This is a genomic window from Dietzia sp. DQ11-71, from assembly GCF_014144995.1.
In the GTDB taxonomy this organism is placed as follows: Bacteria; Actinomycetota; Actinomycetes; order Mycobacteriales; family Mycobacteriaceae; genus Dietzia; species Dietzia kunjamensis.
Genome location: NZ_JAALDT010000111.1, coordinates 1 through 13,013, shown reverse-complemented (window position 1 = coordinate 13,013; position 13,013 = coordinate 1). Strand labels below are relative to the sequence as shown.

The 13,013-nt window shown below is 70.7% G+C and carries 16 protein-coding genes; 7 read left to right on the top strand and 9 right to left on the bottom strand.

The features are described 5' to 3' along the window. Positions 1-7: 7 nt before the first annotated feature. On the top strand, positions 8-628 hold the full coding sequence (locus G6023_RS04575) for a lipocalin family protein (RefSeq protein ID WP_182634203.1): 621 nt from the start codon (positions 8-10) through the stop codon (positions 626-628). A 10-nt stretch (positions 629-638) separates the two neighbouring features. Further along, positions 639-2,012, top strand: a complete 1,374-nt coding sequence (locus G6023_RS04570) for a TIGR01777 family oxidoreductase (protein ID WP_182634200.1) — start codon at positions 639-641, stop codon at positions 2,010-2,012. Positions 2,013-2,025: 13 nt separating this feature from the next. Here the strand turns inward: G6023_RS04570 and G6023_RS04565 are convergent, their stop codons facing one another. Genes G6023_RS04565 through G6023_RS04555 form a run of 3 tightly spaced genes read right to left on the bottom strand, consistent with a single transcriptional unit; the run spans position 2,026 to position 4,536 of the window. After that, a complete protein-coding gene (locus G6023_RS04565; protein WP_182634199.1) occupies positions 2,026-2,670 on the bottom strand; it encodes a TetR/AcrR family transcriptional regulator in 645 nt (214 codons plus the stop codon). A gap of 57 nt (positions 2,671-2,727) precedes the next feature. After that, a complete protein-coding gene (locus tag G6023_RS04560) occupies positions 2,728-4,050 on the bottom strand; it encodes an SPFH domain-containing protein (protein WP_182634198.1) in 1,323 nt (440 codons plus the stop codon). Positions 4,051-4,101: 51 nt separating this feature from the next. Beyond that, positions 4,102-4,536, bottom strand: a complete 435-nt coding sequence (locus tag G6023_RS04555; protein ID WP_069389913.1) for an NfeD family protein — start codon at positions 4,534-4,536, stop codon at positions 4,102-4,104. Between the two features lie 69 nt (positions 4,537-4,605). Between G6023_RS04555 and G6023_RS04550 the strand changes: the two genes are divergently transcribed. Next, positions 4,606-5,496, top strand: a complete 891-nt coding sequence (locus tag G6023_RS04550; protein WP_182634197.1) for a cation diffusion facilitator family transporter — start codon at positions 4,606-4,608, stop codon at positions 5,494-5,496. Here G6023_RS04550 and G6023_RS04545 read toward each other — a convergent pair. Continuing rightward, positions 5,475-6,482 carry a carbon-nitrogen hydrolase family protein gene (locus G6023_RS04545; protein WP_187699949.1) on the bottom strand — a complete coding sequence of 336 codons (1,008 nt, stop codon included), beginning with the start codon at positions 6,480-6,482 and terminating at the stop codon, positions 5,475-5,477. The genes G6023_RS04550 and G6023_RS04545 overlap by 22 nt on opposite strands. A 112-nt stretch (positions 6,483-6,594) precedes the next feature. On the opposite strand from G6023_RS04545, the gene G6023_RS04540 reads away from it, so the two are divergent. The 3 genes from G6023_RS04540 (at position 6,595) to G6023_RS04530 (ending at position 7,840) form a co-directional block, all read left to right on the top strand. Next, positions 6,595-7,023, top strand: coding sequence for a hypothetical protein (locus tag G6023_RS04540; protein WP_067719090.1), 429 nt, complete (start codon positions 6,595-6,597; stop codon positions 7,021-7,023). 70 nt (positions 7,024-7,093) lie between these two features. After that, positions 7,094-7,525: an MmcQ/YjbR family DNA-binding protein gene (locus G6023_RS04535; protein WP_163376214.1), complete on the top strand. Its 432-nt coding sequence runs from the start codon at positions 7,094-7,096 to the stop codon at positions 7,523-7,525. A 9-nt stretch (positions 7,526-7,534) separates the two neighbouring features. Beyond that, positions 7,535-7,840, top strand: a complete 306-nt coding sequence (locus G6023_RS04530) for a hypothetical protein (RefSeq protein ID WP_067719096.1) — start codon at positions 7,535-7,537, stop codon at positions 7,838-7,840. Here G6023_RS04530 and G6023_RS04525 read toward each other — a convergent pair. The 5 genes from G6023_RS04525 to G6023_RS15880 form a co-directional block, all read right to left on the bottom strand. Further along, the gene (locus tag G6023_RS04525) at positions 7,837-8,721 is read right to left on the bottom strand and encodes an alpha/beta fold hydrolase (protein ID WP_347570716.1); all 885 of its coding nucleotides are present in this window, start codon (positions 8,719-8,721) and stop codon (positions 7,837-7,839) included. The genes G6023_RS04530 and G6023_RS04525 overlap by 4 nt on opposite strands. Before the next feature lie 81 nt (positions 8,722-8,802). Next, positions 8,803-9,825, bottom strand: coding sequence for a glycine betaine ABC transporter substrate-binding protein (locus tag G6023_RS04520; protein WP_227022193.1), 1,023 nt, complete (start codon positions 9,823-9,825; stop codon positions 8,803-8,805). Next, positions 9,822-10,532: an ABC transporter permease gene (locus G6023_RS15890; protein ID WP_069389909.1), complete on the bottom strand. Its 711-nt coding sequence runs from the start codon at positions 10,530-10,532 to the stop codon at positions 9,822-9,824. The genes G6023_RS04520 and G6023_RS15890 overlap by 4 nt, the downstream gene beginning before the upstream one ends. Positions 10,533-10,636: 104 nt before the next feature. Beyond that, the gene (locus tag G6023_RS15885; protein ID WP_069389908.1) at positions 10,637-11,815 is read right to left on the bottom strand and encodes an ABC transporter ATP-binding protein; all 1,179 of its coding nucleotides are present in this window, start codon (positions 11,813-11,815) and stop codon (positions 10,637-10,639) included. After that, positions 11,812-12,456 carry an ABC transporter permease gene (locus tag G6023_RS15880; protein ID WP_069389907.1) on the bottom strand — a complete coding sequence of 215 codons (645 nt, stop codon included), beginning with the start codon at positions 12,454-12,456 and terminating at the stop codon, positions 11,812-11,814. The genes G6023_RS15885 and G6023_RS15880 overlap by 4 nt, the downstream gene beginning before the upstream one ends. A 117-nt stretch (positions 12,457-12,573) precedes the next feature. Here G6023_RS15880 and G6023_RS04500 point away from each other — a divergent pair. Beyond that, a partial coding sequence (locus G6023_RS04500; protein ID WP_277817502.1) for an inositol monophosphatase family protein occupies positions 12,574-13,013 on the top strand: 440 nt, incomplete at its 3' end.

The following is a 13,013-nucleotide window of genomic DNA, read 5'->3' as shown; positions in this document are numbered from 1 at the left end:
GGCGGGCCTGGGCACCGCCCCCGTGGCCAGCGCCCAGGACGTCACCGACGGCGGACGCCTCGGCGGCGGCTCCTCGCAGCTCCTGCCCGACGGTGTCGCCGTGGGCTCCCTCGGTGGACCCGAGCTCACCCAGGTCGACTCCGTCGACCTCGAGCGGTATCAGGGAGAGTGGTTCCAGGTCGCCGCCATCCCGCAGCCCTACACGCTGCAGTGCACCAACGACACCAGGGCCGAGTACGCGGTGACCGCGCCCGGCACGGTCTCCGTGCGCAACTCGTGCGGCTCGGCCATCAGCTCGGACTCGGTGATCGAGGGCGAGGCGAAGGTCCGCGACACCGACACCAACGCCTCGCTCCGGGTCAACTTCCCGATGGTCCCGTTCCAGGACGAGAACGGACCCGTCAACTACCGGATCACCTACCTGGCCGACGACTACTCGCTGGCCATCGTGGGCGACCCCACGCGGTCGTCCGGGTTCGTGCTCAGTCGCGAGCCGGCCCTCGACCCCGAGCAGTGGTCCACCGTCCGCGACGTGATCGAGGACCGCGGTTGGTGGTCATGCGCCTTCCTCACCGTTCCGATGGCGGGCGGCCGCGGCGACGTGACCCCACTGTGCCTCCTGCCGTGATGAGCACCCGATGAGCATCGATCTCACCTGCACGGTTCCGGCCACCCCCGACGAGGCGTGGCGTTACTTCGCGTCGCCCGGCGCCTTCCGCCGGCTCTCGCCCCCGTTCATGCCGCTGCGACCGGTGAGTGAGGCCGATTCACTGCGGGACGGCGTGGCGGTCCTCGAACCGCGTACGGCGCTGCCGGGACCTCTCGGAGTCCGCTTCGGACCCCGCTGGCTCGCGCAGCACGATCCCGCCGGTTTCATCGAGGGTGAGCGGTTCGTCGACCGCTGCGTGTCCCAGCCGTACGCCGCGACGACCGGATGGGTCCACACGCACACGGTGACGGCCGGTCCGGACGGCACCGCCCTGCTCGGCGACAGGATCGACGCCCGGGTGCCCGGCCGGATGCTCTCGCCGGTGTTCACCTACCGGTACCGCCAGATGACCGCCGACCTCGACAGCCTCGCCCGGTACGACAACCGCGCTCTGACCGTCGCCGTCACCGGCGCGTCGGGCCTCGTGGGCACCGCCCTCACCGCGCTGCTCGGGGTCGCCGGACACCGGGTCATCCGCCTCGTCCGCGGCGACGCCCGTGGCCCGGGGGAGCGCCACTGGGACACCGGCGATCCCGCCGCTGACCTCCTCGAGGGCGTCGACGTCCTGGTCCATCTCGCCGGTGCCCCCATCGCTGGGCGCTTCACGGACCGGCATCTCGAACTCGTCCGCGACAGTCGCGTGGGCCCCACCCGTCGTCTCGCCGAACTCGTCGCCGCCCGCGGCGGGTCCACCACCCTCGTGTCCGCGTCGGCGATCGGCTACTACGGCGCCGACCGCGGCGACGAGCGGCTCGTCGAGGACTCCGCTCCCGGCTCCGGTCCGGTCGCCGACATCGTCGTCGACTGGGAGCGCGACTGCGAGCCCGCACGTCTCGCCGGGGCCCGGGTGGTGAACGTGCGCACGGGCATCGTGCTGTCCGGTTCCGGGGGGATGCTCCCGCCGCTGGCCGCCATCACGCGCTCCGGGCTCGGCGGCCGCCTCGGCTCGGGACGGCAGTGGATGTCGTGGATCTCGCTGGACGACCTCACCGACATCTACCTGCGGGCGATCGTCGACCCTGCGGTGACGGGCCCGGTCAACGCCATAGCCCCCGAACCGGTCACCAATTCCGAGTTCACCCGGGTTCTCGGTTCGGTCCTGCGGCGCCCGACGGTCGTCCCGGTGCCCGGATGGGCCCCGGCGCTCGTCCTGGGCGGGCGGGGTTCGGACGAGCTCGCCCTGGCGAGTCAGCGGATCCTGCCGACAGCGCTGACCGGCGTGGACCACCGTTTTCGTCATCCGTGGCTGGAGAGCGCGCTGGCCCACGAACTCGGTGCCGAGGAGCTCCCCGCGGGGCTGTAGAGAGATGCAGCGTTCAGCGCTGCAGGATCATCGGCACGAGCACGCGACGGGCCAGTGCCCGGATCTGCTCCTCCGTGTCGACCGCGGGCGGGCCCTCCGTCATCACGACCAGTGAATGGAGGAACCGGCCGACCACGCTGGCGACCTCGCGGGAGAGCTGCTCGCACTCCTCGTCGTCCATCTGGCGGGTGTGGACGTCCGCGTTCCACGTGCTTCGGACGAACTGGGCGAGGATCTCGGTGATCGCGTCCAGGACCGTGTCGGACTGGCCCGCGAGCAACGCCATGGCCTCGACCTTGTCGACCTCGATGAGCCGACGTAGCAGTTCGTTCTGCCGGATGTCGAAGACGGTCCCGACCAGCAGGTCCTCGATGTGCCTCACCGGGTCCCACTGCAGGGACTCGAAGGGCGTGTAGCGCGCGTTGACGGTCATCATCAGGCGCTGCGCCTCGTGGGCGTAGATGGCGCGGAGGATGTCGTCCCGCGGCCCCAGACGCCGGTACAGGGTCACGCGGGTGACACCGGCCGCCCGCGCGATGTCGTCGGTGCTCGTGCCCTTGATGCCACGCTCGGCGAACACCGCGGACGCCGTCTCGATCAACCGGACATCCTCGGCGTCAGGCGCGCGGCCACCACCCAGGCCAGTGTTACGAGTCACGCCCCCATGTTACGACGCCCGGCCGAGGTGGCTGCGCGGAATGCCACCCGTCGGGGGTCACCGCCGGGGCTGGTCGCCACCATCGACGGGGTAGGCGCCCTCGCTCGACCGCTGGTCAGCGGCCTGGTCGAACCCGGACGGCTGCCCCGGCCCGGGAGCCTGGGGCCCGCCGATCGCGGGGGTGTCCTGGCCTGCCGACTGCGAGGGGCTGTCGGGCGCCACGCCACCCTCCGACTCCGGGACCATGTCGAACACGCCGGGCTTGGGCTTGGGCCGGCTCGGCTGCTCGTCCATCACCGAGGTCGTACCCTTGGCCGCCGCCTCCGCGGCGGCCACGGACCGGGCGATCTCCGGGTCGGTGGAGGTGTCGAACCACTCGTCGGGCGCCGACGGCAGATCGGCATCGGAGTCGACGTCGGCCGGCTCGTAGCGGAACACCCCGTCGTCGTCCTTCTTGGCGACGGACTTGACGAAGTTCTCCAGCGAATCGCCGAACTGCGAGGGGATCATCCACATCGTGGCGGCCTCGCCCTTGGCCATCTCCGGAAGGTTCTGCACGTACTGGTAGGCCAGCATCTCCGGCGTTGGCTTGGAGGACTTGACCGCGGCGTTGACCCGGGCGATCGCGGCGGCCTGGCCCTCGGCCACGAGGTAGCGGGCTGCGCGCTCACCCTGGGCGCGCAGCATGCGGGACTGCCGGTCGGCCTCGGCGTTGAGGATCGAGGCCTGCTTGTTGCCCTCGGCGTCGAGGATGGCTGCCTGCTTGGCACCCTGCGCCGTGGTGATCGCGGCCTCGCGCTGTCCCTCGGCGGTGAGGATGGTGGCGCGCTTCTCGCGGTCGGCCTTCATCTGCTTCTCCATCGACTCCTGGATGGACATCGGCGGATCGATGGACCGCAGCTCGACCCGGGCCACGCGCAGGCCCCAGCGTCCGGTCTCGGAGTCGAGCACCCCGCGCAGCTGCTTGTTGATCATGTCGCGGCTGGTGAGCGTCTGCTCGAGGGTGAGCCCACCGACGACGTTGCGCAGGGTGGTGGTGGCCAGCTGTTCGACGGCCACGATGTAGTTGTTGATCTCGTAGACCGCAGCCTTGGGGTCGGTGACCTGGAAGAAGACCACCGTGTCGATGCTCAGTGTGAGGTTGTCCTCCGTGATCATCGACTGCGGCGGGAAGGTCACGACCCGCTCGCGCAGATCGACCTTGGCGCGCACCCGGTCGATGAAGGGGATGATGAGCGTGAGCTGGCCGCTCACGGTGCGTTGGTAACGGCCGAGCCGTTCGATGACCGCGGCCTCCGCCTGGGGGATGAGCTTGACCGAGCTCACCACCACCGAGGCGATGAGGATGACGATGACGGCGAGGAAGATCAAGCCTTCCATGGTTCCTCCGATGCTTCTCGTGCGTGTCCGCTGGCCGGAGACCAGCGCCTTCTAGATGCCACGCACGACGATCGCCGTGGCGCCCTCGATCTGGTGCACGAGGACCTTGTCCCCGGCCTCGAACGTCTCGCCCTCGAGGAGCGGACGCGCGGTCCAGGTGTCGCCCGCGATCTCGACCAGTCCGCCGCCCGCACCGATCGCCTCGACGACGGTGCCGTCCCGGCCGGTGAGCGCGGCGGTGTTGGTGTCGTGCTCGGGGAGTGCGGCGAGCAGGCGCCGCCGGACGAGGGGGCGGACCCCCAGGACGAGGACGAGGGAGACGAGGGCGAACGCCAGGGCCTGCCCCCAGACCGGCGCGCCCAGGAACGCCGCGGCCGAACCGCCGAGGGCGCCGCCGGCGAGCATGAGCATGAACAGCTCGCCCCCGGCCGCCTCTCCGGCGGCGAGCAACACCGCTGCTCCGAGCCAGGCCAGTCCCACATGCATGACACCGAGCCTACCGACAACGGGCGACGGGCAGGAGGTCTCCTGCGTGCGGGACTAGGCTGCTGGGACGTGTCGACTCTGAAGAAGTTCGCGTGGCTGTCCGTGGCCACGGCGATCGTGACCATCGTGCTCAAGATCGCGGCCTGGTGGGTCACCGGTTCGGTCGGCCTGCTTTCCGACGCCGCGGAGTCCGTGGTCAACCTCGTGGCCGCGGTGATCGCGCTCGGCGCCATCACGGTCGCCGAGCGCCCGGCCGACGACGACCACCAGTACGGCCACTCCAAGGCCGAGTACTTCTCCGCGGGTGTCGAGGGCGCGATGATCTTCGTCGCCGCCGCGTTCATCCTGGTCGTCAGCGTCGAGCGGCTGATCAATCCGGAACCGCTGGAGGCACTCGGCATCGGTCTGGCGATCTCGGTGGGCGCCGCCGTGATCAACGGCGTGGTGGGTGTGGCGCTCGTGCGAGCGGGGACCCGTCACCGGTCACCGACCCTCAAGGCCGACGGGAAGCACCTCATCACCGATGTCATCACGTCTGTCGGCGTCGTCGCCGGGCTGGCACTGGCCTGGTCCACCGGCTGGGAGGTGCTCGACCCGATCGTCGCGATCGGCGTGGGACTGAACATCCTGTTCATCGGCTATCGACTGGTACACGAATCGGGGATGGGATTGATGGACGCCACGCTCCCCGACGAGGACAACCGGGCGATCGAGGAGGTCCTCGAACGCCACCGCGAACCCGGCCGCGTCGACTTCCACGAACTGCGGACGAGGGAGTCGGGCAGGTGGCGCTTCGTCGAGTTCCACGCGTTGGTGCCCGGTCAGTGGAGCGTCGAACGCGGGCACGACCTCGTGGAGACCGTGGAGCAGGAGATCCACGCGGTCCTGCCGAGCTCGCACATCACCACACACCTCGAGCCGATCGAGGACGAGCGGGCCTACAACGACGTGCACCTGTGATGCGCCGCGCGCAGCCCGGCTACGCGACCTCGGCGGCGGTAGTAGCTCCTGCCCGCGACGTTCTGCTGGTGCCAGTACCCGCGTAGCAGCGGAGGCAGGTCGGGGATCCAGAACCGGTCCTCCAGCGGCGTGACGGGGTCCGTGGCTCCGAGGGGCACGTCCGCGTAGACGATCCCGGGCCCCTCGTCCGTGCGTCTGGTGGCCAGTACCGTGCCCGAGGCGTCGACGATCTGGGTGGCGCCGACGAACTCCGTGGCGTACGGCACCGATGCGTCGGAACCGGGCAACAAGAGGAAATCCGACCGCAGCGTCCCGCAGTGGGAGGCCTGCAGCACGGGCGCGCCCAGCCGCCGGGCGAACTCCGCCGGCGCGTTCTCCGACAGGCCACGGTTGTACCGCGCGAGCAAACCGAGGGCTCGCCCGGTCAGCCCGCCCCAGTTGTCCGGGACCGTCCACCAGTGGGTCCCGGTCATCGCCACCCCGACCCGCCCCCGGAGCCTGCGTACGGTCCCGGTGCGGATCAGCTCCCAGCAGCTGGCCACCCCCACCCCGCCGAGCCCGGTGACGAACGCCCCGTCGTCGCTGCCGTCCGCGTAGAAGCCGCCGCCGGTGTAGAAGCAGTTCTCCCACATCGTCGGCAGGTCCTTGTCATGGATGTGCACGCGTCCGTCGGGTTCGACCAGGTGGTAGCGGTTGACCACCTCGTCGTCGTCGGCCACGAGCATCGACCCACCGACGGTGACGGAGTGGCGTGCGGCGAGGCGTCGGAACATCTCGACGGCCACGTTCTCGCGTGGCAGGACCGCGTCGTGGACCTGCCCGCGCATCGGCACCGGCGACGTGCAGAACTCCGGCACCGCGATCAGGCGCGCGCCCCGCCCGGCGGCCTCCACGATCATCTTCTCCAGTCGACCCAGTGTGAGGTCCACGTGCCCCGGCACGCCTTCCAGTTGCACTGCCGCGGCGTGCACCACCTGCGCGTCCATGAGGCCTCCCGTGTGCGATCGCGCGCGAACGAGCGCGCAGGTCAGCGCGCTGTCCTATGGTCGTGAAGCATACAAATCACGCCCTGCTGTCAAGTGCACTTCGGAAGGATCCATGGAACTCGGCCTCGACACGCGCCTCACCCTGCTCGCCGCGGGTCTCCTCTTCCTGCTGGCGCTCGGCCTGGGGGTGTGGAAGTACCGGCAGATGGCCACCACCGCCGATCACCTCGCCCACCCGTACGTCGACATCGCGCACCGGGCTTCGCTGCTGTACTCGTTCGCGACGCTGCTCATCGCCGCGTTCGTCGAGCTGAGCAGCTGGCCGACCTGGGTGAACCTGACCGCGGCAGCAGTGGTGGTCTTCTTCTTCCTGGTGGCGATCGGCAGCTACATCCTCCACGGCGCGCGGAGGGACACGACCAACCAGTTCGAGCACCCCACGGCGACGCTGCACATCGGCATGGTGGCGCTCATCGTCGGCGAGATGGGCGGGTTCGCGGTGCTGCTGGCGGGGTTCGTCGCGGGGCAGTTCGGGGGCTGAGTCGGCCCGCGGCGGGTTTCGGCGACCGTTCGCCCGGGATGATGCGGTCGGCGGTCGTAGTCTCGGCCGTGTGGGTCATCCGATCATGTTCGACGCCGCGGATCCTCTGCTGACGCGTCTGCGGGAGGTGTGCCTCGCGCTGCCGGACGCCGGCGAGAAGATCTCGCACGGCCGGCCCACCTGGTACACGACCAAGGTGTTCGCGGTGTACGGCGGCTCGGTCAAGGGGGATCACTCGGACCCCCTCCTGGCCCGGGCACTCCTGTTCCTGCCGGATCCGGGGGAGCGCGCGGCGCTGGCGCAGGACGAGCGATTCCACGTCCCGGCGTACTACGGGCCGGCCGGCTGGCTGGCATTGCCGCTGGACGGTGGAGTGGACGGTGGCGGCCGTGGACCGGACTGGGATGAGGTGGCTGAGCTCGTCGAATCCTCGTACCGGCAGACCGCCGGGGGCCGGCGGGTCGCTCGTCTGGACGACCAGCGGGGACGCCCCGGCGACTAGGCTGCACTCATGCCGCTCCGCCCCCGCTCCGAGGCCGCCTCGCCACGCAGGCGCTCGTCCGACGGCATGGACCTGGGGACCCGGGCGCTGGTGCTGGGTGTCGGGGCCCTGGTGATCTCGTGGGTGCCGGTGCTCAACATCATCGCGTTCCTCGCGGGCCTGATGGCCGTCGCGTTCGGCCTGCTCGCCCGCTGGCCCACCGGCTGGCTCACCAACGACGATGCGAACCCACGTCGCGCACTGGCGGGCGTGGTCCTGGGCGTGATCGCCCTGGTGGTGTTCGTGGTGACCGCGGTGCGGTACTCGGCGCTCTAGCCCGCGTTCGACACGACCCAGCCGATCGCGGTGCGCATCCGGCGGGCGAACGTGCCGGGGTGGGTGGCACAGACTGCGTGGCCGGCGTGGATCGGGAACACGGCGCTGTGCGGCAGCAGATCGGCCATCTCGTCCTGGATCCACTGCGGGAACGCGAGGTCACGGGTGGTCTTGACCACCGCGACGGGCAGGGTGAGTTCGTGGAGCCAGGGTGTCGAGTTGAACCCGGCCACCTGGGCGATCACGGTGCGGTGCGTGGCGAGCGAGACCGACGACAACTCGCGCAGCGCCCACGCGTGCGGCCTGAGCGCCTCGTCGTCGACCTGTTCCTCCACCACCTCGCCGACCTCCTCCGGAACGGTGTTGAGCAGCGGCTGGGAGCGGGTGAACCCGCTGAGTGCGACCTTCTCGAGGGCATTGCGCTGTGCGCCCGTCCCGGTGGCGGCCAGCACGAGGCCGCCGAGCCGGGAGGGGTCGCGGCGGGCCGCCAGCTGGGCGACGATCCCGCCCATCGAGTAGCCGCCCACCACCGGTGCCGCCAGGTCGAGGTGGTCGGCGACCCGCAGCACGTCCTCAGCGAGGGTCTCGAACCGGAAATCCCCGTGGAAGCCCTTGCCGTGCCAGCGTTGGTCGAACGTGATGAGCCGGTACTCGCCCCGCAGCCGTTCGAACGTCTGGTACCAGTTCAGCATCCCGGTGGCCGCCATCCCGTGCAGCAGGATCGCCGGTGCGAGGTGCTCCTCGCCGGTGTCGTGGACCTTCGTGGTGACACCGTCCGCGAGCGTGACGATCCGCCCGGGTGGCAGATGCGCCAGGTCGGGGATCATCCGCGGTAGTCGCGCGGCCGTCCGCGGCAGCGAGACGATCGACCTCCTGGACACAGGGCACCTCCTGGTAGTGGTATCCGATTGTGTGTCACCGGGCGGGCGGGCGCATCCGGCCGCGCGGGGGCGCACCTGCGGTCAGTCCACCGAGACCAACCCCCGGTCCTCGAGGAAATCGCGTGCGACCAGCGCGGGATCCTCGCCGTCGACGTCGACACGCATGTTCATCTCCACCATCACCTCGTTGGTGAGGATGTCCACCAGCGGTGCGAGGACGTCCTCGATCTCCGGGTGCGTGTCGAGCATCTCACCGCGGACCACCGTCGCGAGGTTGTAGACGGGGAAGAAGCGCTGGTCGTCCTCCAACACCAGCAGGTCCAGGCCCTTGATCCGGCCGTCGGTGGTGTAGACCTCGCCGAACCGGCACTCCCGGCCGACCGAGGTCGCCTGGTAGATGATCCCCGGCTGCATGATCGGCGTGGGCACGGCGTCCGCGTCGAACCCGTAGGCCTCCGCCAGCCCGGGCCAGCCGTCGCGACGCACGGAGAACTCAGTCTCCATGCAGGTCAGAGCCGCCTGTGGATCGGTCCGGGCCAACTCGGCGTACTCGGAGAACGTGCGCACCCCGGTCTCCTCGGCGGTGGCCCGGTTCATCGCGAACGAGTAGGTGTTGTCCACGGTGGTGGGGGCCAGCCACCTCAGGTCGTGCTCGGCCAGGTCGGCGTCACGCACCGCCTCCCACTGCCCCTGCGGATCGCGGATGGGGTCGGAGTTGCCCAGGTAACTCATCCACGCGGTGCCGGTGTACTCCATGCCGATGTCGACCTGCCCGGTCACCAACGCCTGGCGGAAACTGTTCGACCCGGCCAGTGACGACATGTCGGACACCTCCATCCCCGCGGCCGCCAGCAGGAACTCCACCAGGTAGCTGGCGATCACGCCCTCGGTGAAGTCCTTGCCGCCGACCGTGATGCGCACTCCCTCCAGCGCGGGGACGGTGCCCTCGGGGCCGGGGCCCACGGGCAGCGGGACGGAACCGCCGTTGTTGAGCCCACATCCCGTCGCCAGCATCACGGTGGCCAGGAGCGCGGCGACCAGGCGCCTTGTTCGTGTCAACGCTGTTCGCGTCAGCCCGGCGCGCGCGGGGATCGTGCCGGTCATCGCAGCCCCTTCGGATTGAACAGGATCTCGCCGACCCCGCCGAGCCAGTCGACGAACAGCGCCAGGCACACCGCCAGTACCGAGCCGACCACGAGGGTGGTGTAGTCCTGCAGCCGGTATCCGGTGTCGATGAAGATCCCCAGGCCGCCGGCGTCGACGAGGAAGCTCAGCGTCGCCGTGCCGACCGCCAGCACGAGGGTGGTGCGCAGGCCGGCGAGGATGAACGGCACCGCGAGGGGCAACTCGACCGTGCGCAGGACCCGTCCGCTCGACATCCCCTGTCCGCGCGCCGCGTCGATGAGTGCGGGGTCGACGTTGCGGATCCCCACGATGGTGTTCCGCAGTACCGGCAACAGGGAGTAGAACGCGACCGGCAGCACACCGATCCAGAACCCGGTCCGGTTGGTGGCCAGGAACAGGAGCACGATCAGGCCGATCGCGGGCGCCGCCTGGCCGATGTTGGCGAACCCCACTGCCACCGGTGCGAGGAACCGTGTCCGTCGGCGGGTGAGCAGGATCCCCAGCGGAACGCCGACCGCCACGACGATCGCCACGACCGTCACCGTGATCTGCACGTGCTCGAGCGTGCGCTGGGTGATGGAGGCGGCGTTGAGCGAGGCCTTCTGCGTCTCTTCCAGTTCGCCGGAGAACGCCCACCACAGCACGCCGACGGCCGCGGCCACGATGAGAAGCGGCTGCACGATCAGCCGCGCGGAGTCCTGGAGGGCGGCGACCCGACTGGCAGAACCTCCGCGACCAGCGGCGCCCCCACGACCGGCGGAGCCCCCACGCGTCGCCGTGGCGGGGGCGCTCACGGCGCCACGTCCTGTTCGGCGAGGCCCTCGTCGTTGTGCCGGTGGTGGATACGCCGCAACTCGGCGACCAGGTCGTCGATCCCGATCGTGCCGCGGTAGGCCCCGTCGCGGTCCACGACCACCGTGGTGGCGCTCGCCGTCGACAGCAGCCCGTCCAGTGCCTCCTGCAGCGAGGAGTCGACCGTCACGGTGCCGGTGATCGGCAACCCGCCCGAGCCCAGGTCCGACATCCGCGACACCCGGTCCCCGCGCACCCAGCGCAGGGGGCGGCCGGCGTCGTCGAGCACCACGGCCCACTCGTCGCTGGTTCCGCGCAACCGGGCCGCGAAGTCGGTCGGGCTCTCGGAGGCCCTCGCCGTCGTCGCCCCTTGCAGTTCCACGTCCCCCACGCGCCGGAGGGTCAGGGTCTTCAGCGCGGCGTCGTCGCCGATGAACCCGCTCACCGTCTCGTCGGCGGGGTTGGTGAGGATCGCCTCCGGGGTGTCGAACTGCAGCACCGACGAGCCGGGACCGAGCACCGCGATCCGGTCCCCGAGCTTGACCGCCTCCGAGAAGTCGTGGGTGACGAAGACGATGGTCTTGCGCAGCTCGTCCTGCAGCCGCACGAGCTCGTCCTGCAGCGACGCGCGCGTGATGGGGTCGACCGCGCCGAACGGCTCGTCCATGAGCAGCACCGGCGGGTCCGCGGCCAGCGCCCGGGCCACGCCGACGCGCTGCTGCTGACCGCCGGAGAGCTGCGCGGGGTAGCGGTCGCGGTAGTCCGACGGGTCCAGTCCGACCAGCTCCAGCATCTGGTCCACCCGCTCACGGATGCGCGACTTCTTCCACTTGAGCAGCCGCGGGACGGTGCCGACGTTCTGCGCGACCGTCATGTGCGGGAACAGCCCGGAGGCCTGGATGGCGTAGCCGATGCTGCGGCGAAGGGTGTCGGCGTCGAGGGTCCGGTTGTCCTCGCCGTCGATGGTGATCGTGCCGGAGGTGGGCTCGATGAGGCGGTTGATCATCCGCATGGTGGTGGTCTTGCCGCAGCCGGACGGGCCCACGAAGACGGTGGTCCGCCCGGCCGGCAGTTCGAGCGAGACGTGGTCCACCGCCGGGCGCTCCTGCCCGGGGTAGACCTTGGTGACGTCGTCCAGCACGATCGGCACGCCGGATACGGGTTCTGAGGTGCTCACTGGTTCCCCCTGATGGTGAGACGTCCGAGCAGGACGAGGAGCGCGTCGAGGACGAGCGCGAGGACAACGATGAGCACGGTCGCGGTGAGCGCCATCGGCAGCGCGGTGGGCGTGCCGACCCGGGACAGGGCCGCGAAGATGAGGTTCCCCAGCCCCGGGCCCTTGGCGTACGCGGCGATGGCGAGGATGCCCATCGACATCTGGGTGGAGATGCGGATCCCGGCGAGGATGGACGGCCACGCCAGCGGGATCTCGACCCGGCCCAGCACCCCGATCCGGCTCATCCCCACCCCGCGGGCGGCGTCGACGGTCGCCGCGGGCACGGCGTCCAGGCCGACGATGGTGTTGCGGAGGATCGGCAGCACCGCGTAGATCACCAGTGCGGTCATGGTGGGCAGCACGCCCAGGCCGAGGACCGGGATGAGCAGTCCGAGCAGCGCGAACGACGGGACGGTCAGGGCGGTGGCGGCCAGGCCGGTGGCGATCGCGGACCCCGACCGACTCCGGTACACGGCCACCCCGAGCGCGACCGAGAGCAGCGTCGCGATGAGCACCGCCTGCACGGTGGCGCTGACGTGCTGCCAGGAGTCCGTCGCGAGCTGGAGCCGGCGGGTGGAGATGAAGTCCATCAGGGCGGTCATCGCATCTCGGCTCCATGAGGTGTCGGGTGCGCCCACGGTAGCCGGATCGGCGGGCGTAGAGGGCGCACATGCGCCGATCCGTCGGGACGGTGGCGGGGCGTGGTGCACCATGGGGGCATGACGTCACGGCCCGCACGCCCCCTGGATCACGACCTGACCGAGCGCCTCGACGAGCTCCTCGCCGCCACTGGCCGCATCGCCCGTCGGCACTTCCACGGTGACCTCGAGTCGTTGGCCGCCGCGGACAAGAACGGCGTGGCAGGCGACGGCGGGAACGGCGACGGCCGGGCCGGGAACGACGCGACGGACGGGCGCTACGACCCGGTGACCGAGGCCGACCGCGCGATCGAGGCGCTGCTGCGGGCGGGGATCTCGAACGTCTACCCGGGCGACCGCATCGTGGGGGAGGAGAACGGCGAGACCGGGCCGGCCGGCGCCGCCCGGACCTGGTACCTCGACCCGATCGACGGCACCAAGGCGTTCATGACGGGCATGGCAGGGTGGGGCACGCTCGTCGGCGTGGTGGAGGACGGCCGCGCCGTGGCCGGGTGGATGGA